Origin of the sequence: Streptomyces sp. NBC_00045 (assembly GCF_045041095.1) — a bacterium.
Classification (GTDB): domain Bacteria; phylum Actinomycetota; class Actinomycetes; order Streptomycetales; family Streptomycetaceae; genus Streptomyces.
This window is the reverse complement of record NZ_CP108271.1, coordinates 3,339,771-3,361,579: the sequence shown is the minus strand read 5'-3', so window position 1 is coordinate 3,361,579 and position 21,809 is coordinate 3,339,771. Positions and strand designations below refer to the sequence as shown.

18 protein-coding genes are annotated in these 21,809 nt (G+C 72.7%); 14 read left to right on the top strand and 4 right to left on the bottom strand.

Annotated elements, in window-relative coordinates; translation table 11 throughout:
* Positions 1-36 precede the first annotated feature (36 nt).
* Positions 37-1,401: a diaminopimelate decarboxylase gene (locus OHA65_RS15665; RefSeq protein ID WP_328762969.1), complete on the bottom strand. Its 1,365-nt coding sequence runs from the start codon at positions 1,399-1,401 to the stop codon at positions 37-39.
* 104 nt (positions 1,402-1,505) lie between these two features.
* On the opposite strand from OHA65_RS15665, the gene hutU reads away from it, so the two are divergent.
* From hutU to OHA65_RS15625, 8 genes are all read left to right on the top strand, one after another.
* Positions 1,506-3,170 (top strand): urocanate hydratase, encoded by a 1,665-nt coding sequence (hutU, locus tag OHA65_RS15660; RefSeq protein ID WP_327283730.1) that lies wholly within the window; start codon positions 1,506-1,508, stop codon positions 3,168-3,170.
* A gap of 38 nt (positions 3,171-3,208) precedes the next feature.
* On the top strand, positions 3,209-4,399 hold the full coding sequence (locus OHA65_RS15655; protein WP_327285669.1) for an allantoate amidohydrolase: 1,191 nt from the start codon (positions 3,209-3,211) through the stop codon (positions 4,397-4,399).
* Positions 4,390-5,730 (top strand): formimidoylglutamate deiminase, encoded by a 1,341-nt coding sequence (locus OHA65_RS15650; protein ID WP_327283729.1) that lies wholly within the window; start codon positions 4,390-4,392, stop codon positions 5,728-5,730. Before OHA65_RS15655 ends, OHA65_RS15650 begins: the two co-directional genes overlap by 10 nt.
* 108 nt (positions 5,731-5,838) lie before the next feature.
* Entirely contained in the window at positions 5,839-7,014 is a 1,176-nt protein-coding gene (hutI, locus tag OHA65_RS15645; RefSeq protein ID WP_328762968.1) for an imidazolonepropionase, read from the top strand.
* Positions 7,015-7,171: 157 nt separating this feature from the next.
* Positions 7,172-7,834 (top strand): LPXTG cell wall anchor domain-containing protein, encoded by a 663-nt coding sequence (locus tag OHA65_RS15640; RefSeq protein ID WP_327283727.1) that lies wholly within the window; start codon positions 7,172-7,174, stop codon positions 7,832-7,834.
* Between the two features lie 17 nt (positions 7,835-7,851).
* Positions 7,852-8,871, top strand: coding sequence for a hypothetical protein (locus OHA65_RS15635; protein WP_329313675.1), 1,020 nt, complete (start codon positions 7,852-7,854; stop codon positions 8,869-8,871).
* Positions 8,868-10,013, top strand: a complete 1,146-nt coding sequence (locus OHA65_RS15630) for a hypothetical protein (RefSeq protein WP_371643731.1) — start codon at positions 8,868-8,870, stop codon at positions 10,011-10,013. The genes OHA65_RS15635 and OHA65_RS15630 overlap by 4 nt, the downstream gene beginning before the upstream one ends.
* Entirely contained in the window at positions 10,010-11,308 is a 1,299-nt protein-coding gene (locus OHA65_RS15625; protein WP_329313673.1) for a hypothetical protein, read from the top strand. Before OHA65_RS15630 ends, OHA65_RS15625 begins: the two co-directional genes overlap by 4 nt.
* 66 nt (positions 11,309-11,374) lie before the next feature.
* Here the strand turns inward: OHA65_RS15625 and OHA65_RS15620 are convergent, their stop codons facing one another.
* Entirely contained in the window at positions 11,375-12,892 is a 1,518-nt protein-coding gene (locus tag OHA65_RS15620) for an oligopeptide:H+ symporter (RefSeq protein ID WP_327283724.1), read from the bottom strand.
* Positions 12,893-13,385: 493 nt separating this feature from the next.
* Here OHA65_RS15620 and OHA65_RS15615 point away from each other — a divergent pair, with 493 nt between their 5' ends.
* Both OHA65_RS15615 and OHA65_RS15610 read left to right on the top strand, forming a co-directional pair.
* The gene (locus OHA65_RS15615; RefSeq protein ID WP_048479095.1) at positions 13,386-14,063 is read left to right on the top strand and encodes a response regulator transcription factor; all 678 of its coding nucleotides are present in this window, start codon (positions 13,386-13,388) and stop codon (positions 14,061-14,063) included.
* A gap of 15 nt (positions 14,064-14,078) precedes the next feature.
* Complete coding sequence (locus tag OHA65_RS15610; RefSeq protein ID WP_327283723.1) at positions 14,079-15,344, top strand: ATP-binding protein; 1,266 nt, start codon at positions 14,079-14,081, stop codon at positions 15,342-15,344.
* Between the two features lie 60 nt (positions 15,345-15,404).
* Here OHA65_RS15610 and OHA65_RS15605 read toward each other — a convergent pair whose 3' ends face one another.
* Positions 15,405-15,959, bottom strand: a complete 555-nt coding sequence (locus tag OHA65_RS15605; protein WP_327283722.1) for a GtrA family protein — start codon at positions 15,957-15,959, stop codon at positions 15,405-15,407.
* Positions 15,960-16,182: 223 nt separating this feature from the next.
* On the opposite strand from OHA65_RS15605, the gene OHA65_RS15600 reads away from it, so the two are divergent.
* The 4 genes from OHA65_RS15600 to OHA65_RS15585 all read left to right on the top strand — a co-directional run bounded on the left by OHA65_RS15600 (position 16,183) and on the right by OHA65_RS15585 (position 20,296).
* Positions 16,183-17,322 (top strand): 5-(carboxyamino)imidazole ribonucleotide synthase, encoded by a 1,140-nt coding sequence (locus OHA65_RS15600; protein WP_327283721.1) that lies wholly within the window; start codon positions 16,183-16,185, stop codon positions 17,320-17,322.
* The gene (gene purE / locus OHA65_RS15595) at positions 17,319-17,855 is read left to right on the top strand and encodes a 5-(carboxyamino)imidazole ribonucleotide mutase (RefSeq protein ID WP_327283720.1); all 537 of its coding nucleotides are present in this window, start codon (positions 17,319-17,321) and stop codon (positions 17,853-17,855) included. The genes OHA65_RS15600 and purE overlap by 4 nt, the downstream gene beginning before the upstream one ends.
* On the top strand, positions 17,852-19,030 hold the full coding sequence (locus OHA65_RS15590) for a dipeptidase (protein WP_327283719.1): 1,179 nt from the start codon (positions 17,852-17,854) through the stop codon (positions 19,028-19,030). The genes purE and OHA65_RS15590 overlap by 4 nt, the downstream gene beginning before the upstream one ends.
* A 144-nt stretch (positions 19,031-19,174) precedes the next feature.
* Positions 19,175-20,296: a dipeptidase gene (locus tag OHA65_RS15585; protein WP_327283718.1), complete on the top strand. Its 1,122-nt coding sequence runs from the start codon at positions 19,175-19,177 to the stop codon at positions 20,294-20,296.
* 94 nt (positions 20,297-20,390) lie between these two features.
* Here OHA65_RS15585 and OHA65_RS15580 read toward each other — a convergent pair whose 3' ends face one another.
* Positions 20,391-21,734, bottom strand: a complete 1,344-nt coding sequence (locus tag OHA65_RS15580; RefSeq protein ID WP_327283717.1) for a UDP-glucose/GDP-mannose dehydrogenase family protein — start codon at positions 21,732-21,734, stop codon at positions 20,391-20,393.
* Positions 21,735-21,809: the final 75 nt, after the last annotated feature.

Sequence of the window (21,809 nt, the reverse complement as noted above, 5' to 3'; positions counted from 1 at the left end):
CTTCGGCTGCTGGGCCCGCCGCGGCCCCGGCCGGGGTCAGAGCAGGGCGTCGCGGAAGGCGGCCCCGGACTCCGAGGCCAGCTCCGGCAGCGACTGGGCAGGGCGGGCCGGGGCGAAGCGGACCGTGCCCGACGGGGTCGTCGTGAAGCCGTGGACCGCCGGGCGGGGCAGGCTGTTGTAGCCGTAGTGGGCCGTGAAGAAGTACGCGCCCGTGTCCGGGACCGCGATCAGGTCGCCCGGGGCCAGTTCCGGCAGCTCCCGGGCCGTGGCCAGCAGGTCGCCCGCGAAGCACGCCGGGCCCGCGATGTCCTGGGCGACGGGCGGGCCCGTCTTCGGGGTGCCCTTCGCGTCGTACGGCAGGATCCGCAGCGGCCACGCCGCCGGCGCGTACACCGTACGGGTCGCCAGCTGGACCCCTGCGTGGGTGAGCGCGATCGGACGGCCCCCGGTGGTCTTCGTGTACTCGACGCGGGAGAGCACCAGCCCGTGCTTGGCCAGCAGGGACCGGCCGAACTCCGTCACCAGGCCGTAGCGGCCGCGGAACAGGGCCGGGACGGCCTCCCGGAGGGCAGCCACGTACTCCGCGTACGCCGGGGCCTGGGCGTCCGACGCGAAGTTCACCGGCAGGCCCCCGCCGATGTCGAGGGTGTCGACCTGGCGGCGCCCGGCCGCCGCGTTGATCTCCTCGGCCAGGGCGTACAGCTCCCGCACGCCTTCCGCGATCAGGGACAGCGGTACGCCCTGGGAGCCCGAGTGGATGTGCAGCCGCGTCAGCCACGGCCGCTCCAGGAAGGCCCGTACGATCCATGCGCGCGCTCCGGGATCGCGCAGCGCGATCCCGAACTTCGAGGTCGCGGTGGCGGTGGACAGGGCGTCGATGGCGCCGGCGCCCGTCTGCGGGTTGATCCGGATCCCGATGGGGGACGTGGTGGGGGCTGCGGCGACGAGCCCGTCCAGGCGTTCCAGTTCCTGTCGGCTGTCGGCGTTGACGGCGATCCCGAGGGCCAATGCCCCGCGCAGTTCGGCCACGGTCTTGGCGGGGGAGTCCAGGACGGTCCGCTGCGGTTCGACGCCGGCCGCGCGGGCCAGCTCCAGCTCTCCGGGGCCCGCGGCCTCGCAGCCGAGGCCGCACTCCGCGAGGAGCCGCAGCACCGGCACGAGCGGGCAGGCCTTCACCGCGAAGGCGTGCAGCACGGGCGTGCCCGGCGCCAGTGCGGCCGCGAAGGCGCTGGTCAGAGCGGCGGCGGAGGACCGGATCCCGGCGACGTCCAGCAGGCAGACCAGCGGCTGCGCGCCCTCCTCCCCACCCACCAGGCCCTGCTCGACGGCGGCCCGTACGGCCAGGTCCCGGCGGGCCGCGGCGTCCGCCGCGCCCGTCGCCGTGTGCGTCTCGACAGCCATGTCCGCCAGCCAATCACCCGACGGGTCGGCCCGCAGCTGTTGACTGAATCTATTCAGCCGGTCAGGATGTGAATGGATTGACCAACATCGGAGGAGGCAACGCCATGTCAGGACCCCGCCCCGTACGCGCTGCGCGAGGCATCGAGCTCAGCACCCTGGGATGGCAGCAGGAAGCCGCCCTCCGCATGCTCCAGAACAACCTCGACCCCGAGGTCGCCGAGCACCCCGACAAGCTCGTCGTGTACGGCGGCACCGGCAAGGCCGCGCGCGACTGGCGCTCGTTCGACGCGATGGTCCGCACCCTGCAGACCCTCAAGCAGGACGAGACGATGCTCGTCCAGTCCGGCCGCCCGGTCGGCGTGATGCAGACCCACGAGTGGGCGCCGCGCGTGCTGCTCGCCAACTCCAACCTCGTCGGCGACTGGGCCAACTGGGAGGAGTTCCGCCGTCTGGAGCACCTCGGCCTGACCATGTACGGCCAGATGACGGCCGGCTCCTGGATCTACATCGGCACCCAGGGCATCCTCCAGGGCACGTACGAGACCTTCGCGGCCGTCGCGGCGAAGAAGTTCAACGGCACCCTCGCGGGCACCATCACCCTGACCGCCGGCCTCGGCGGCATGGGCGGCGCCCAGCCGCTGGCCGTGACGATGAACGACGGCGTCGCGATCTGCATCGACGTCGACCCGCGTGCCATCGAGCGCCGCATCGAGCACCGCTACCTGGACGTGAAGGCCGACAGCCTCGCCCACGCCCTCCAGCTGGCCGTCGAGGCGCGCGACGCCCGCAAACCGCTGTCCATCGGCCTGCTCGGCAACGCGGCCGAGCTCCTCCCGCAGATGCTCGCGGAAGGCGCCCCGATCGACATCGTCACCGACCAGACGTCGGCGCACGACCCGCTGGCGTACCTGCCGGTGGGCGTCGACTTCGACGACATGGCGGCGTACGCGGCCAAGGACCCGGCGGGCTTCACCACGCGGGCCCGCGAGTCGATGGCGAAGCACGTCGAGGCCATGGTCGGCTTCATGGACGCGGGCTCCGAGGTCTTCGACTACGGCAACTCCATCCGCGGCGAGGCCCAGCTGGCCGGCTACGACCGCGCGTTCGCCTTCCCCGGCTTCGTCCCGGCGTACATCCGCCCGCTGTTCTGCGAGGGCAAGGGCCCCTTCCGCTGGGCGGCCCTGTCCGGCGAGGCCTCGGACATCGCGAAGACCGACAAGGCGATGCTGGAGCTCTTCCCGGAGAACGAGTCGCTGCACCGCTGGATCAAGATGGCCGGCGAGCGCGTCCACTTCCAGGGCCTGCCGGCGCGCATCTGCTGGCTCGGCTACGGCGAGCGCGACAAGGCCGGCGAGCGCTTCAACGAGATGGTGGCCGACGGCACGCTGGCCGCTCCGTTGGCCATCGGCCGAGACCACCTCGACTGCGGTTCGGTGGCTTCCCCGTACCGCGAGACCGAGGCGATGCTCGACGGCTCCGACGCGATCGCCGACTGGCCCCTGCTCAACGCCATGGTGAACGTGGCCTCCGGCGCCTCCTGGGTGTCCATCCACCACGGCGGCGGCGTCGGCATGGGCCGCTCGATCCACGCCGGCCAGGTCACCGTCGCCGACGGCACGAAGCTCGCGGGCGAGAAGATCCGCCGCGTCCTGACCAACGACCCGGGCATGGGCGTCATCCGCCACGTCGACGCGGGCTACGACATCGCCGAGTCGGTCGCGGACGAGCGCGGTGTCCGCGTCCCCATGCGCGAAGGCGACTCGGCGTGAGCAAGGACGTCCCGGCGGCCGCAGCCTCGTTCCACACCATGTGGGACGAGCTGCGGCCCATCGGCCGCAACGCCGAGTCCGGCGGGTACCGACGCTACGCGTGGACCGGCGCCGACGCCGACTGCCGGAGCTGGTTCCAGGAGCAGGCGCAGGCCCGCGGCCTCGCCTACGAGACCGACCGCAACGGCAACCAGTGGGCCTGGCTCGGCGACCCCCTCGCCGGTGACGCGGTCGTCACCGGCTCCCACCTGGACTCCGTGCCCGACGGCGGCGCCTTCGACGGTCCCCTCGGCGTGGTGTCCTCCTTCGCGGCGCTGGACGAACTCCGCAGGAGGGGCGCGGAGTTCTCCAGGCCCCTGGCCATCACCAACTTCGGTGATGAGGAAGGGGCCCGGTTCGGGCTCGCCTGCGTCGGCTCCCGGCTCGCCGCCGGGCAGCTGACCAAGGAGAAGGCGTACGAGCTCCGCGACGCCGACGGGATCAGCCTGCCCCAGGCCATGGAGGCCGCCGGGTACGACCCGCAGGCCATCGGGGCCGACCCCGAGCGCCTCGCACGCATCGGCGCCTTCGTCGAGCTGCACGTCGAGCAGGGCCGGGCCCTGGACCTGTCCGGCGACTCCGTCGGCATCGCGTCCGCGATCTGGCCGCACGGCCGCTGGCGGTTCGACTTCCGCGGCGAGGCCAACCACGCCGGCACCACCCGCCTGGTGGACCGGCGCGACCCGATGCTCACGTACGCGGCGACCGTCCTGGCCGCCCGGACCGAGGCCGCCCTCGCCGGCGCCGTCGCGACGTTCGGCAAGATCGCCGTCGAGCCGAACGGCGTCAACGCCATCCCGTCCCTCGTACGCGGCTGGCTCGACTCCCGCGCCGCCGACCAGGACACCCTCGACACGGTCGTCACCGCGATCGAGAAGGCCGCCCGCGAGCGCGCCGACCAGGACGGCATCGACCTGGCCGTCGTCCGGGAGTCCTTCACCCCGGTCGTCGAGTTCGAGCACGCCCTGCGCGACGAGATGAACCGGATCCTCGGCGGGGCCGTCCCCGTCCTCGGCACCGGGGCGGGACACGACGCCGGAATCCTCTCCGCCGCCGTCCCGACCGCGATGCTGTTCGTACGGAACCCCACCGGTGTCTCCCACTCCCCGCGGGAGTTCGCCCCCGAGGACGACTGCGTGGCCGGAGTGCTCGCCCTCGCCGACGTACTGGAAGGCCTGGCATGCCGCTGACGAGGTACTGGTTGGAGCACGCCTGGCTCGGCACCCACGTCGAGCCGGGCCTGGTCCTTGAGGTCACCGCCGACGGACGGATCGGCGCCCTGCGCACCGGGGTCGAGACCCCGCCGCCGGGCGCCGAGGTGCTGCGCGGGCTGACCGTCCCGGGCCTGGCCAACGCCCACAGCCACGCCTTCCACCGGGCCCTGCGCTCGGTGGTCCAGGTCGGCTCGGGCACCTTCTGGACCTGGCGCGAGGTCATGTACCGGGTCGCCCAGAACCTCACCCCCGACACGTACTTCGCGCTCGCCCGCGCGGTGTACGCGGAGATGGCGCTGGCCGGCATCACCAACGTCGGCGAGTTCCACTACGTCCACCACGCCCCCGGCGGCGCCCCGTACGCCGACCCCAACGCCATGGGCGAGGCGCTGATCGAGGCGGCCGCCGCGGCGGGCATCCGGATCACCCTCCTCGACACCGCGTACCTCTCGTCCGGCTTCGGCGCGGCCCCCGAACCGCACCAGCTGCGGTTCTCCGACGGGACGGCCGACGCCTGGGCCGAACGCGTCTCGGCCCTCAAGCCCCGCGAGCACGCCCTGATCGGGGCGGCGATCCACTCCGTGCGCGCCGTACCGGCCGGCCAGCTGGCCACCGTCGCCCGCTGGGCCGAGGAGCGGCAGGCCCCCCTGCACGTCCACCTCTCCGAGCAGACCGCCGAGAACGAGGCCTGCCAGGCCGCGCACGGCCGCACCCCGACGCAGCTCCTGGCCGACCACGGGGTGCTCGGGCCGCGCACCACCGGCGTCCACAACACGCACCTCACCGATGAGGACATCGCGCTCCTCGGCGGCACCACCACGGGTACGTGCATGTGCCCCACCACCGAGCGCGACCTGGCGGACGGCATCGGCCCGGCCGGGCGGCTCCAGCACGCGGGCAGCCCGCTGTCCCTCGGCAGCGACAGCCACGCGGTGATCGACCTGCTGGAGGAGGCCCGCGCGATGGAGCTCAACGAGCGCCTGAGCAGCCGCACCAGGGGCCACTGGACGGCGAACGCGCTGCTGACCGCGGCGACCGGCGGGGGCCACGAGGCCCTCGGTCGGCCGGACGCGGGCCGGCTGGAGGCGGGCGCGCTCGCCGACTTCACCACCCTCGCGCTCGACTCGGTCCGGACGGCCGGGCCGCTCCCTCGGCTCGGCGCCGAGACGGCCGTCTTCGCGGCCTCGGCCGCCGACGTGCGCCACACGGTGGTCGGTGGGCGCCACGTGGTCCGCGACGGCGCCCACACCCTGGTCGGGGACGTCGCCGCAGCCCTGGCCGACTCGATCGCAGCCGTCCGCGGCTGACGCAGTTCCTTCCCCCACCCCACCCCGCCCCTTCCCGAAACCGGGGCCCAGGCCCGGGCGTTTGAGGCGCGGGGTCTGGGGCGGAGCCCCAGGAACAGAGAGGAACCCGTGACCACCACCGTCATCACCCACATCGGCAGCCTCGTCACCAACGACCCCGCCCTCGGCGACGGCCCCCTCGGCCTCATCCAGGACGCGGCGGTCGTCATCGACGGCGACCGCATCACCTGGGTCGGCCCCGCCGCCAAGGCCCCGGCCGCGGACGAGGCGTTCGATGCCCGGGGCCGCGCGCTGATCCCCGGCTTCGTCGACAGCCACAGCCACCTCGTCTTCGCCGGCGACCGCACCGCCGAGTTCAACGCCCGGATGTCCGGCCACAGCTACTCCGCGGGCGGCATCCGCACCACCGTCGCCGCCACCCGCGCCGCCTCGGACGCCGCCCTCGAAGCCAACCTGCTGCGCCACCTGGAGGAGGCCCGCCGCCAGGGCACCACCACCTTCGAGACCAAGTCCGGCTACGGCCTCACGGTCGAGGACGAGGCCCGCGCCCTGCGCATCGCCGCCGCGCACACCGAGGAGGTCACCTACCTCGGCGCGCACATCGTCTCCCCCGACTACACCGAGGACCCGGCGGGCTACGTCGACCTCGTCACCGGCGAGATGCTGAGGGTCTGCGCCCCGTACGCCCGTTGGGTGGACGTGTTCTGCGAGAAGGGCGCCTTCGACGGCGACCAGGCCCGCGCGATCCTCACCGCCGGCGCCGCCGCCGGGCTGATCCCGCGCGTCCACGCCAACCAGCTGTCCTACGGCCCCGGCGTGCAGCTCGCCGTGGAACTGCAGGCCGCCTCCGCCGACCACTGCACCCACCTCACCGACGCCGACGTCGACGCCCTCGCCCAGGCCGCGGACACCACCGTCGCCACGCTGCTGCCCGGCGCCGAGTTCTCCACCCGCGCCCAGTGGCCCGACGCCCGCCGCCTCATCGACGCGGGTGCCACCGTCGCGCTGTCCACCGACTGCAACCCGGGCTCCTCGTACACGAGTTCCATGCCGTTCTGCATCGCGCTCGCCGTGCGGGACATGCGGATGACGCCGGACGAGGCGCTCTGGTCGGCCACCGCCGGCGGGGCCCGCGCGCTGCGCCGCACCGACGTGGGTGTCGTGACCCCCGGGGCCCGCGCCGACCTGGCGCTCCTGGAGGCGCCGAGCCACGTCCACCTGGCTTACCGTCCCGGTGTCCCGCTCGTTTCCGCGGTCTGGCAGCGGGGTGTCCGCGCAGCCTGAACCCTTCCCGACCCTCACTCACGGGCCCGGATCCGGGCGGCCGGCAGGCCGCGGATCCGGGCCCGTCCCGTGTCTTCCCTCCTCAAGGCCCCGGGCGTACCTTGAGCCACCAATCTGATGTGTCGTCAGTAACTTGTGGCCCGAGGGGAAGACGAAGGTGACCGACCGGAAACGCTCCACCGCGCTTGCGCTGGCCTCCGCGCTGGCCGGAACGGCGGTCCTGCTGGCCGCCCCCGCAGCCCACGCCGACGTCGTCGACGTCGCGTACGACTGCAAGACCCCCATCGGCGACAAGTCGGCGGTCTCGCCCATCGACATCAAGGCAGTCAAGGAGGGCGACGGGTACAAGCTGACGATGTCCTTCCAGAAGGGCGTCTCCTCCAGCCCCGTCGAACTCGGCAAGGGCGCGATGAGCCCGAGCGCCGTCATCCTGGCCGACGGCGCGGAGAAGGCGTCCGTGCCGGTCTCCGGACCGTCCAACCCCGAGGCCGTGCCCGCCAACACCCCCATCAAGATCACCGACCTCTCGGGCACCTACACCCCCAAGAAGAGCGGCAAGGTCACCTTCACCGCGGGCGTCCTCACCATCAAGGCGCTGGGGACCACCACCACCTGCACCCCGGGCAACAGCCCCAAGCCGTCCCTGGAACTCGACGTGAGCGCCGCCGCGCAGTCCGGGGGCTCCACGGAAGACACCCTCCCGCAGACCGGCCCCACCGATTCCGCCCTCGCCCTCGGCACGCTCGGCGGCACCGTGCTGCTCACCGGCGCCGCCGGCGTGCTCTGGCTGAACCGGCGCGGCCGGCGGGCCCGGTCCTGAACGGAGCGCCCCCGGCCATGCCCGTGCTCCCCATCCGCACCCCCCTGGGGCGCCTGTGTTCCGCGCTGCTCGCCGCACTCTTGCTGTCCGCGGCCGCAGCGGTCCCCGCGCCCGCCGCGGACGAGCCCGGCTGGACCGCCGAGCCCGCCGCCGGCGGCGCCGCACGGGCGCGCCCGTACTTCTACCTCGCGGGCCCCGCCGGCACCGTCCTGGAGGACCGGCTGGCCCTGACCAACACCTCCGACCGGGAACGCACCGTCACCCTGCGCGGCGCCGACGCCTACAACACCGCCGACGGCGCCCTCGCCGTGCGCCCCGCCGCGCCCGCGGCCGGGGCCCGTCAGGACGGCGCGGCGAGCGGCGCCGGCTCCTGGATCAGCTTCGGGGCCGCCGCCACGGTGAAGGTCCCGCCCCGCACCCGCGCCGTGGTCCCCTTCACCGTCACCCTGCCGCCCGCCGCCCTCCCCGGCGAACACCCGGCCGCCGTGGTCGCCACCGCGGACGGCCGCGAGGCGGGCGTACGGGTCCACCTGCGCGTCGGCGGCTCGACGCTGGCCGCCCTCACGGTCGAGGACGTCTCCGTACGCGGCAAGGGCGCCGCCGCGGTGGTCGCGTACACCCTGGTCAACCGGGGCAACGTGGCCCTCGCCCCCGAACTGGCCCTGCGCGCCGAAGGACTCTTCGGCGGGGTCCCGGGCCGGACCGCCCGGGCCCTGCCCGTGGAACTGCTGCCCGGCCAGCGGGTGTCGCTGACCGAGCCCTGGCCCGGAGCCCCCGTCCTCGACGACGTCGCCCTCACCCTCACGGTCACCGCCCCCGGCGCGGCGCCGGCCACCGCCACCGCCTCGGCGCGGTTCGTGCCCTGGGGGATCGCGGGCCGGACCGGCGCGGGGCTGCTCGGCCTCGGCGCGGTCACCCTGGCCGCGCTGTTCCTCGTACGCAACCGGCGGGCCCGCGGTGGGCCGCCGGCGGACGAAGAGCCCGTACCCGCGGGGAACCGGGCACCGGAACACGAGCTGACGGGAGCATCCAGGTGAGCGCCAAAGCCGGCGGAACGCCCCGCGGAGCGACCGGCCCAGAGGTCGGGGGGAGGGTCGGGGCCCTCGTCGCGGCCTTGCTGGCGGTGTGCGCCCTGGTGCTGTTCCCGGCTCCGGCGGTCGCGGCCCCCGGCGCCGAGGGCAAGGCCGCCGTGGCGCTCTCGCTCCAGGAGGCCGCGAAGGGCACCGAGATCACCGTCACCGGCACCGGCTGGCGGGCCAAGACCCTGGTGATGCTGCTGGTCTGCGGACAGAACATGATCGGCGGCACCAACAGCTGCGCCAACGCCGACGGCGCCGCGGTCTCGGTCGGCGACGACGGACGCTTCACCGCCCGACTGGCCGTGGCGGCCCCGCCCAAGCCCTGCCCCTGCGTCGTCAACGTCACCTCCGTCAACGGGGACCAGTCCACCGTCGCCGTCCCGCTGAAGATCACCGACCACCCGGTGGCCGAGCTACCGGCCGAGTCCGGCACGGCGCGCCTGGCCATGCTCACCGGCGTCCGGCTCGAAGGCGAGGACGGGGTGCTGACCTGGTTCGGTGCCCCGCCCAGCCGGAAGTTCACGGTCACCGTCGGCAACCTCGGCTCGGCCCCGGTCAAGGACCCCGTCTTCCAGCTCGGGACCGCCCACGGCGTGTTCGCGCCGCTGTGGGACGAGGTCCGCTGGAAGGGCACGATCCCGCCGGGCGGCAAGGCGGAGGTCCGGCTGAACGTCAGCCTGTCGGCGGGGGCCCACGGGGACTACACCGTCTCGCTCAAGTACGGGGACACGGTGGTGGCCACGCAGCCCTGGGGCGTCGACCGCCCGTACGGGGTGCTGCTGTTCTGGGGCCTGCTCCTGGTGGTGATCCCGGCCGCGGTCTTCCGCATCGGCATGGCCGTCGTCGACAAGGTCCGTCCGCCCGCGGCGCAGACCGGGGGCCGCCACCGGGGCGCGCAGGCCCCTGGACCGGGCGCGCAGTACGGGACGCCGGCGGCGACGGCTGCGGCGGACTCCCGCCAGACCACCACGGCGGTCCTGCCGTGGTTCACCCCGGACAGCGCGCCGGGGCCGAGAGCACCACACGTACCACCGACACCACACGCACCACAGGCGTCCGCACCGTCTGAGAACAGTCCGACAACGAAGGGACATTCGTGAAGACCCAACGGAGGGTGAGTGCGGCCGCGGTCGCGCTGCTGTTCGGCGGCGCGGGCATCCTGCTGGCGGCGAGCCCCGCCCAGGCGGCCGACGTCTCGTACAAGGTGGAGTGCATCCCGCCGGCGGGCGGCGGCGGGCCCGTCCAGGGCACGACCACCGTCTCGATCACCGCGCCCGCCACCGCGAAGGTCGGCGACGAGGTCGAGGTGGTCTGGAAGACCGTCAAGCCGGCCTCGAACAACACCGACCTCATGGACCTGGGCAAGGACACCGTCAAGCCCACCGGCTTCGTGCAGCTCGGCGGTGCGCTCAGCGCGGAGGTGAAGCTGGAGGGCGAGCGCAAGAACCCGCCCATCCCCAAGAAGGCCCCCATGGTCATGTCCGACATGAAGGGCAAGGTCAAGCTGACCAAGGCCGGGGACGTCACGATCACGCCCGGCAAGTACGACGTCGACTTCAGCGGCTTCGTCACGCACTGCTCGCCGAAGGAGGCGGCCGGCGTCGGGGCCACCATCAAGGTCACCGAGGGCGGCGGTTCCACCGGCGGCTCGACCACCGGCGGCTCGACCAGCGGCGGTTCGACGAGCGGCGGGTCCACCAGCGGCGGTTCGACGAGCGGCGGTTCGACCAGCGGTGGCGGCGGCGGTCAGACCGACTTCCCCGGGAAGCCCGTCGAGGTCGCCTTCGACTGCGGTCCGGTCGTCCCCGGCGGCATCAAGACCCCGGTCACGATCAACGCCAAGAAGAACGGCGGCAGCTACGACCTGACCGTCAAGACCGCCAAGGGTGCGATGGCCAGCCCGATGGCCCTGCCGGCGGGGGCCCTCAAGCCCTCGATGAACGTCAAGCTCGGCGGCGCCGACAGCGGGACGGTCAAGGTCTCCGGCCCGGCCAACGCCGAGCCGATCCCGGACAAGGCTCCGGTCAGCCTCAGCGACATGACGGGCACCTACAAGCCCGGCAAGACCGGCAAGGTCACGCTGAGCCCGGACCAGCTGACGATCGACGTCACGATGGCCCCGGGGGCCACGCCGATCAACGTGCCCTGCAAGGCGGCCAGCAGCGGCGTCTCGCTGGAGCTCGACACCACCGCCCAGGAGGGCGGCTCCGGCTCGCCGGCCACCACCGGCTCCACCACCACCGGCTCCACCACCGCCTCGGGCGGCCTCGCTGAGACGGGCGCCGAGGACGAGGGCGGCGTCAAGGCCCTGGCCCTGGTCGCGGGCACGGTGATCCTGCTCGGGGGCGCGGTCTTCACCTTCACCCCGTGGCGCCGCCTGCGCGGCACGCGCTAGCCCGGACACGGAAGCGGCCCGGCACACCGTTCGGTGTGCCGGGCCGCTTCCGTGCCGGGGGGTGCGTCAGTGCACGTCGCCCATGAGCACCTGGACCTGCTTGCGGTACGCGTAGACCGCGAAGCCGGCCAGGGCCGCGGCGAGCGCCTGGAAGGCGATCACCCAGGTGCCGTTGAGGTCGACGCCGCCGATCGACAGGAGGCTGGTGATGCAGTCACCGGCGGTCACCGCGAGGAACCAGACACCCATCATCTGGGAGGCGTACTTCTGCGGGGCCATCTTCGTGGTGACGGAGAGGCCGACCGGGGAGACGCACAGCTCACCGATGGTCTGGATCATGTAGATCGTGACCAGCCACATCGGGGAGACCTTGGTGCCGTCGCCGGCCATGTTCATCGGGATGATGAAGACGAAGAACGAGGCACCGATCAGGACCAGGCCCATCGCGAACTTCACGATGGTGTTCGGCTCCTGGTTCTTGCGCGCCAGCCACACCCACAGCCAGGCGAAGACCGGGGCCAGCGCCATCACGAACAGCGGGTTCAGCGACTGGTACCAGGTGGCCGAGAAGCCGAGGCCGAAGACGGTGTCGGCGGTCTTGTCGTCGGCGAACAGGGACAGGGTGGAGCCACCCTGGTCGTAGATCATCCAGAAGACGGCGGCGGCGATGAAGAACCAGATGTACGCGGTCATCTTCGACTGCTCGGCGCCCGACAGGTCCTTGTCGCGCTTGATGCGCGTCAGGACGGCGATCGGGATGAACAGGCCGGCCAGGGTCAGCGGGACGAGCGCCCAGTTCAGGGTGTAGGCGCCGAGGGCGACCACGGCACCGTAGAAGACGGCGATGCCCAGGACCGCGAGCACGAGCTTCGTGAGGACGGCCTTGCGCTCCTCCGGGGTCAGCGGGTTCGGGACCACGCTGCTCTTCGGGCTCAGGTGCTTGGTGCCGAGCAGGAACTGGGTCAGACCCAGGCCCATGCCGACCGCGGCGAGGGCGAAGCCCAGGTGCCAGTTGTGCTCCTTGCCGACGGTGCCGACGACGAGCGGGGCCACGAAGGCACCGAGGTTGATGCCGATGTAGAAGAGGGTGAAGCCACCGTCACGGCGCGGGTCGTCCGGGCCGTCGTACAGGTGGCCGACCATCGTGGAGATGTTGGCCTTCAGCAGACCGGAACCCGCCGCGACGAGGATCAGACCGACGAAGAACATCGCCTGGCCGGGAACGGCCAGCGACAGGTGACCGGCCATGATCACGAAGCCGGCGATGGCGACCGTCTTGCGGGCGCCCCAGACACGGTCACCGAACCAGCCGCCCGGCATGGCCATCAGGTAGACCATCGAGACGTACACGGAGTAGATGGCCGTGGTCGTGGCCGCGGTCATGGCCAGACCGCCACCCTGGCTGCCCGTCGCGGCGTCGGCGCCGCCCGAGACCAGGTAGTACACCAGGAGTGCACGCATGCCGTAGTAGGAGAAGCGCTCCCACATCTCGGTCATGAACAGAGTGGCCAGGCCACGGGGGTGGCCGAAGAAGGTCTTCTCGGTGGACGGATCCGCCGAACCCTTCGTCAGGCTGGAAGCCATGGTCGATCCTTGCTTGCTCGGGACGCTTCGCTTCGTGAGCGGAACAGCGCCCGGGTGGGGGGTGGCCGGCACCGGCGACGGTGTCCCACCCCACGCCCAGGGGTCTGCCCCCGTCCGGCGAGGAGGGGGGCAGGGGACATTCGTAACCGGGATCCACGCCCCGACGCGCAGCTTCGCGCGCAGGGCCCGGCCCACAGGTCATTCACTGTCACCGAACTCGATGAGGCAGGTCGTCAAGACCCCCTGATCGATCCGGACAGAATCGAGACCTTCGGCTCGCTTTTCGGCGCAAAGGTCTCAGAGGTAGTGCATCAGGCGTCTCGCCACCATACGACACGACACTGCGGCATATGAAAGGACTTGAGACATGGATCACAGGCGAGCCGGGAACCGTTTCTTCACATTCGAAGGCCGCCCCCCGCCATAAGACCAGATCGGCAGGGGTGTGCCGGCGCGACCCTGCTCGCACCCGCCGCGGACTACCATCACCCACATGACGCGTGTACTGCTCGCCGAGGACGACGCATCCATCTCGGAGCCCCTGGCCCGCGCCCTGCGCCGGGAGGGGTACGAGGTCGAGGTCCGGGAGGACGGCCCCACCGCCCTGGACGCCGGACTTCAGGGCGGCGTCGACCTCGTCGTCCTGGATCTGGGCCTGCCGGGCATGGACGGCCTCGAAGTCGCCCGCCGGCTGCGCGCCGAGGGCCACGGCTTCCCCATTCTTGTGCTCACCGCCCGGGCGGACGAGGTCGACACGGTCGTCGGCCTGGACGCCGGCGCCGACGACTACGTGACCAAGCCCTTCCGCCTCGCCGAGCTGCTCGCCCGGGTCCGGGCCCTGCTCCGGCGCGGCGCGGGCGACGCCACCCAGGCTCCCGCCACCCACGGCGTACGCATCGACGTCGAGTCGCACCGCGCCTGGATGGGCGAGGAGGAGCTCCAGCTCACGGCCAAGGAGTTCGACCTGCTGCGGGTCCTGGTCCGCGACGCCGGCCGGGTCGTCACCCGCGACCAGCTGATGCGCGAGGTGTGGGACACCACGTGGTGGTCCTCCACCAAGACCCTCGACATGCACATCTCCTGGCTGCGCAAGAAGCTCGGCGACGACGCCGCGAACCCCCGCTACATCGCCACCGTCCGCGGGGTGGGCTTCCGCTTCGAGAAGAGCTGAGCGACCTCCCGAGCCATGCGCCGCCGCCTGATCAACTCCACGCTCGCCGTGGTGCTCGTCGTCATCGCCGTCTTCGGGGTCTCCCTGGTGATCGTGGAGACCCGGACGATCACCAGCAGTGCCCAGGACCGCATCGAGTCCGAGGCGCTGCGCCTGGTCGGCATCGTCGAGTCCAGCGTCCTGGAACACAAACCCATCGACGCCCGTGCCCTCGCCGAGCAGCTGGACATGGGCGGCTACGCCCGGATCACGGTCCCCGGACAGCCGCCCGTGGAGGTCGGGGACCGGATCCCCGACAGCGTCATCCGCGGCACCGCCAAGGGCGAGCAGGGCGAGACCGTGGTCGTCGAGGAGTCCCGCTCCACGGTGACCCGGGAGGTCGGGCGGACCCTGGCCGTGGTCGGCGCGGTGGCGCTGCTCGCCGTCGTGGCGGCCGTCCTGCTCGCCGTACGGCAGGCCAACCGGCTCGCCTCCCCGCTCACCGACCTGGCCGAGACGGCCGAGCGGCTGGGATCCGGCGACCCGCGCCCCCGGCACAGGCGGTACGGGGTCCCCGAGCTGGACCGGGTCGCGGACGTACTGGACTCCAGCGCGGAACGGATCGGTCGGATGCTCACCGCCGAGCGGCGGCTGGCCGCGGACGCCTCGCACCAGCTGCGCACCCCCCTCACGGCGCTGTCGATGCGGCTGGAGGAGATCACGGTCACCGATGACCTGGAGACCGTGCGGGAGGAGGCGAGCATCGCCCTGACCCAGGTGGAGCGGCTCACGGACGTGGTCGAGCGGCTGCTGACGAACTCGCGGGACCCGCGGACGGGCTCTGCGGTCCCCTTCGACCTGGACGAGGTCGTCAAACAGCAGGTGGAGGAGTGGCGGCCGGCGTACCGCAGCGCGGGCCGGGCCATCGTGCGCTCCGGCAAGACGGGCATGCGGGCCGTCGGGACGCCGGGCGCGGTCTCGCAGGTGCTGGCGACCCTCGTGGAGAACGCGCTGATGCACGGTGGCGGCACGGTCGCGCTGCGTACCCGGGTGATCGGGAACCAGGCGGTGCTGGAGGTCACGGACGAGGGGCCGGGGGTCCCGCCGGACCTCGGCAACCGGATCTTCGAGCGGGCGATCAGCGGCCGCAATTCGACCGGGATCGGCCTGGCGGTGGCCCGGGACCTCGCGGAGGCAGACGGGGGCCGCCTGGAGCTGTTGCAGACGCAGCCGGCGGTGTTCGCGCTGTTCCTGAGCCGGACCGCGCCGGAGCGGCCGGAGCCGGAGCAGACGGTCCGCTGAGCGGGCCCGGCTGAGCGGGCACCCGGGGCCCGGGCCGCCGTGGGGTTACTAGCCGGCGGGCTACTTGCCGGCGGGCTCGGGGGCGCGGGCGGCGCTCGGGCCGGTCCCGGCCCCACCAGGCGTCGAGCCGACCACGGAGGCCGGGGCCGGGGCCGGTTCCGCGGCCGTCGCCGGTTCCGGCAGGGCCTTGAAGACCCAGGTCCGGTACGACCAGAAGCGGAACACGGTGGCCGTGGCGATGCCGATGAACTTGAACACGTTGCTGGCGACCGGGCCGTCCCAGCCGAACCCGTACGTGGCGGTGTACAGCACGCCGTTCTCGATCACCAGACCGATCACGCTGAAGGCCACGAACAGCAGCAGCTCGCGGGAGTTGCCGGAGCGGGCGCGGTCCCGGTAGGTGAAGTACCGGAAGCCGATGTAGTTGGTGATGATGGCCACCACGGTGGCTATGACGCTCGCCCGGACGACCTGGAGGTCCGTGGTGTGGCGGATCAGGTTGAAGACGCCCAGGTTGACGAGCACGCCCACGCCGCCGACGGCCCCGAACTTGGCGACCTCGCGGGCGAGGCCGCGTACGCGTTCGAGCGCGGAAACCTGCTGCGGCCTGCTCATGTGATGGATCAGTCCTGTCGTCGCAGCCCCGCTCGGGGGCGTCCGTGGAGGCGTCTGCCGCCTTCGGTCAACCCACCCATGCTAAGTGTCGTCCCAGGGGCCCGTCTGTGCCTTCTCACACCGTGCGACGCACGGCACACGGTGAGGTCCCGACGGGGCGAGTCGACCAAAACGTGCCAGGGCCACGTCCGGATGGCGGAATACCGGCGGATACTCTGGAGGGGTGACGTTCCCGGTAGTCGGCATGGTCGGCGGCGGACAGCTCGCCCGCATGACCCACGAGGCGGGTATCCCCCTCGGCATCAGATTCAAGCTCCTCAGTGACACCCCACAGGACTCGGCGGCCCAGGTCGTGAGCGATGTCGTCATCGGCGACTATCGCGATCTGGAGACGTTGCGCGCCTTCGCGCGCGGCTGCGATGTGATCACTTTCGACCACGAGCACGTGCCCATCGAGCACCTGCGGGCCCTGGAAGCGGACGGCGTTCCCGTCCGCCCGGGGCCCGACGCGTTGATGCACGCCGCCGACAAGGGGGTGATGCGCGCGAAGCTCGACGCGATCGGCGCCCCGAGTCCCCGCCACCGGATCGTGAGCGATCCGGCGGACGCGGCGGCGTTCGCGGACGAGGTGGGCGGCTTCCCGATCATCCTCAAGACCGTCCGCGGCGGCTACGACGGCAAGGGCGTGTGGTTCGTCCGGATCCCCGAGGACGCGGAGGCCCCGTTCAAGGCGGGCGTCCCGGTCCTGGCGGAGGAGAAGGTCGACTTCGTCCGCGAGCTCGCGGCCAACATCGTCCGCTCCCCGCACGGCCAGGCCGTGGCCTACCCCGTCGTCGAGTCCATCCAGGTAGACGGCGTGTGCGACACGGTGATCGCCCCCGCCCCGGACCTGTCCGAGGAGCTGGCGGGCGAGGCCCAGGCGCTCGCCCTGCGCATCGCCAAGGAGCTCGGCGTGACCGGCCACCTGGCCGTGGAGCTGTTCGAGACCGCCGACGGCCGGATCCTCGTCAACGAGCTGGCGATGCGCCCGCACAACAGCGGCCACTGGACCCAGGACGGCGCGATCACGTCCCAGTTCGCCAACCACGTCCGCGCGGTCCTGGACCTCCCCCTGGGCGACCCGCGCCCCCGGGCCCGCTGGACGGTCATGGCGAACGTGCTCGGCGGGGACTACCCCGACATGTACGCGGCATACCTGCACTGCATGGCCCACGACCCGCAGCTCAAGATCCACATGTACGGCAAGGACGTGAAACACGGCCGCAAGGTCGGCCACGTCAACACCTACGGCGACGACCTGGACGATGTGCTGGAACGCGCACGCCACGCAGCCGGCTACCTCAGGGGAACGATCACCGCATGAGCACCTCCACCGCAGGGCCCGTCATCGGCATCGTCATGGGCTCGGACTCCGACTGGCCCGTCATGGAGGCCGCCGCCCAGGCCCTGGACGAGTTCGAGATCCCCTACGAGGTCGACGTGGTGTCCGCGCACCGGATGCCGCGCGAGATGGTCGCGTACGGGGAGCGGGCCGCCGAGCGCGGTCTCAAGGCGATCATCGCCGGGGCCGGCGGCGCCGCCCACCTTCCCGGCATGCTCGCCTCGGTGACCCCGCTGCCGGTCATCGGCGTCCCGGTGCCGCTGAAGTACCTCGACGGCATGGACTCCCTGCTGTCGATCGTCCAGATGCCCGCAGGGGTTCCCGTCGCCACCGTTTCCGTCGCCGGAGCGCGCAACGCGGGGCTGCTGGCCGTACGGATGCTGGCCGCCCACGACCCCGAGCTGCTCGGCCGCATGAAGGACTTCCAGCAGGAGCTGAACGACCAGGCCACGGAGAAGGGCAAGCGGCTGCGGGCGAAGGTCGCGGGCGCCGAGTCCTTCGGGTTCGGCAAGTGAGCGCCGCGCAGCGCCTCGGCGAGGCGCGGGAGCTGCTCGCCGAGCACCCGGTCGTCGACGGGCACAACGACCTGCCGTGGGCGCTGCGCGAGCAGGTCCGCTACGACTTGGCGCAGCGTGACATCGCGGCCGACCAGAGCGGCCGGCTGCACACCGACATCCCCCGGCTGCGCGCCGGCGGGGTCGGCGCCCAGTTCTGGTCGGTGTACGTCCGCTCCGACTACGCGGGCGACACCGCGGTCAGCGCCACCCTGGAGCAGATCGACGCCGTCGCCCAGCTGATCGACCGTTACCCGGCGGACCTGGTACGGGCGCTGACGGCGCAGGACATGGAGGCGGCCCGCGCCGACGGCCGGATCGCCTCGCTGATGGGCGCCGAGGGCGGCCACTCCATCAACAACTCGCTCGCCACGCTGCGCGCCCTGCACCGGCTGGGCGTGCGGTACATGACGCTCACGCACAACGACACGATCGACTGGGCGGACTCGGCGACCGACGAGCCCCGGCACGGCGGCCTGAGCGACTTCGGCCGCGAGGTCGTGCGCGAGATGAACCGCATCGGCATGCTCGTCGACCTCTCGCACGTCGCCGCGACGACGATGCGGGACGCGCTCGCCGTCTCGGCCGCGCCGGTGATCTTCTCGCACTCGTCCTCGCTGGCGATCTGCGACCACCCGCGCAACATCCCGGACGACGTGCTGGCGCTGCTGCCGGCCAACGGCGGCGTCGCCATGGCCACGTTCGTACCGAAGTTCATCCTCCCGGCGGCGGTCGAGTGGACCCGGGCGGCGGACGAGAACCTGCGCGCACACGGCTTCCACCACCTCGACACCACGCCCGGGGCGATGGCCCTGCACCGGGCCTTCGAGGCCGAGCGCCCGCGCCCGGTGGCCACGGCCGCCACGGTCGCCGACCACCTGGACCACATGCGCGAGGTGGCCGGCGTCGACCACATCGGCATCGGCGGGGACTACGACGGCACGGCCTTCACCCCGGCCGGGCTGGACGACGTGGCGGGCTACCCGAACCTGATCGCGGAGCTGCTCGCGCGCGGCTGGTCGCGCGCCGACCTGGCCAAGCTGACCTGGTCCAACGCGGTACGGGCGCTGCGCGACGCGGAAGCGGTGGCGCGCGAGCTCTCGGCGTCCCGCGGCCCGTCCAACGCGGTGCTGTAGCCGGTGGGGCCTTCCCGGCGGATGCGGTGGGCGGGGTGACCCGCGGGGTAACCCGAACGCCACATCCGCCGGGCGATCGGGCCGTGCGGCGTGTCACGGTGGCAGCACCTCTCCCTGCTGCCGCCGAGACCGGAGCCGAACGCCATGGCCGACCTGCAGGATGAACCGCACGCCGCTTTCCCCGCGCCCACGGCGCCCACCGCCCACACCGCGGGCACCGCGGCCATGATCCCCGTGGGGCCCGGCTCCGCCGGAGCCGAGGACGCGCCCGCCGCGGTGGCGGGCAGCGCCCTGGAACGGGCCGTCGCGCTGTTGTCCGTGCATCCCGTCGCCGACGGGCACAACACCCTGGTCTGGACCCTGCGCCAGAGTCCGTACCACGACATCGACACCCCGGACAGCGGTGTCGACACCGACATCCCGCGGCTGCGCGCCGGCGGGGTCGGCGCCCAGTTCTGGTCGCTGCTGCTGCCGCAGGAGGCCGCGGCCGCGGACCAGGTGGTGTCCGACACCCTCGAACAGATCGACGTGGCGCTGACCCTGATCCACCGCTACCCCGACAGCCTGTCCCTCGCGCTGACGGCGGACGACATGGCCGACGCCCGCAACCGGGGCCGGATCGCCTCGTTCCTGGGTCCCGTTCCCGGCCGTACGCTGACCGACTCGCTGGGTGCGCTGCGCGCGTTCCACGCACTGGGCGTACGGATCCTCGCGCCCGCGGGGGCGCCCTGGGCCCGGGAAGAGCTGACGCCCTTCGGCCACGAGGTGGTCAAGGAGATGAACCGGCTGGCGATGCTCGTGGACCTGACCGGCTGCACGCCGGAGGTGGCCTGCCAGCTCGCCGGGGCCTCCAAGGCGCCGGTCATCGTCTCGCACACCGCGGCGGCGGCACTGAACCAGCATCCGGGGAACCTGACCGATGACGTGCTGCTGGCACTGCGGGCGTCGAACGGCCTGGCGATGGTCACCTTCGACGCGGAGCAGACCGGGGACTCGCTGCACGCCGTGGCCGACCACGTGGAACACGTACGGACCGTGGCGGGTCCGCAGTGCGTCGGCCTCGGCGCCACCTTCGGCACCGAACCGGGCGTTCCCCGTCCGATGGGTCTGACGGACCCCTCGGGCTATCCGCGGCTGATCGCGGAACTGCTGGAGCGCGGCTGGACGGAGACCGACCTGGCCCTGCTGACCTGGGAGAACGCCCAGCGGGTGCTGCGCGACGCGGAATTCACGGCGCGCGCCGCCCAGCACCGCAGACCGGTGTAGCCCGGAGCCGGGAGCCGGGAGCCGGGAGCCGGGAGCCGGGAGCCGGGAGCCGGGAGCCGGGAGCCGGGAGCCACGGCCCGGGCCGTGGCGCGGCTCAGGCCCGGGGGCGGCCCATCGCCCGGTACGTCCAGCCGGCCGAGCGCCAGCGGTCGGTGTCGAGGGCGTTGCGGCCGTCCAGGATCAGGCGGTCGGTGACGACCGCGCCCAGCTCCACCGGGTCGAGGTCGCGGAACTCGCGCCATTCGGTGAGGTGCAGGACGACCTCCGCGCCGCGGGCCGCCTCCAGAGCGGAGTCCGCGTAGCCGAGCGTCGGGAAGACGCGGCGGGCGTTGTCCATGCCCTTCGGGTCGTAGACGGTGACCTGGCCGCCCTGGAGGTGGATCTGTCCGGCTACGTTCAGCGCGGGGGAGTCGCGGACGTCGTCGGAGTCCGGCTTGAAGGTGGCGCCGAGCACCGCGACCCGCTTGCCGAGGAAGGAGCCGCCGACGGCCTCGCGGGCGAGCTCGACCATGTGCCCGCGCCGGCGCATGTTGATGGAGTCGACCTCGCGCAGGAAGGTCAGCGCCTGGTCCGCGCCCAGCTCGCCGGCGCGCGCCATGAAGGCCCGGATGTCCTTGGGCAGGCAGCCGCCGCCGAAGCCGATCCCGGCGCGCAGGAACTTCGAGCCGATCCGCTCGTCGTGCCCGATGGCCTCGGCCAGCTTGACCACGTCGCCGCCGGCGGCCTCGCAGACCTCCGCCATCGCGTTGATGAAGGAGATCTTCGTGGCGAGGAAGGAGTTGGCGGCGGTCTTGACGAGCTCGGCCGTCGGGAAGTCGGTCACCACCAGCGGGGTGCCCTCCGCCATCGGCGTCGCGTACACCTCGCGCAGCAGCTTCTCGCCGCGGTCGCCCTGGACGCCGATCACGATCCGGTCGGGGTGCAGGGTGTCCTGCACGGCGAAGCCCTCCCGCAGGAACTCCGGGTTCCACGCCAGCTCCACGTCCGCGCCGGCCGGCGACAGCTCCGCCAGCTTCGCGGCGAGGCGTTCGGCGGAGCCCACCGGCACGGTGGACTTGCCGACGACCAGGACCGGCCGGGTCAGGTGCGGAGCCAGCGACTCCATCGCGGAGTCGACGTACGACATGTCGCAGGCGTACTCGCCGTGCTTCTGGGGGGTGTTCACGCAGACGAAGTGGACGTCGCCGAAGGCGCCGACCTCCTCCCAGGACTGCGTGAAGCGCAGCCGCCCGGTGGAGCCGGGCAGGCCCGCGACGTGCGCGGCGAGGAGTTCCTCCAGCCCGGGCTCGTACATCGGGACCCGGCCCGCGGCCAGCATCTCGATCTTCTCCGGGACCACGTCCAGCCCGAGCACCTCGAAGCCCAGCTCCGCCATTGCCGCGGCGTGCGTGGCGCCGAGGTAGCCGGTGCCGATCACAGTGATCCTGAGGGGGGCCATTGGGTGCTCCAGAGGTGCGGGGCCGTTTGCGGCCACTGAGCATAGTCGGGCCGGTCCGGGGGGACGTTCCCCAGG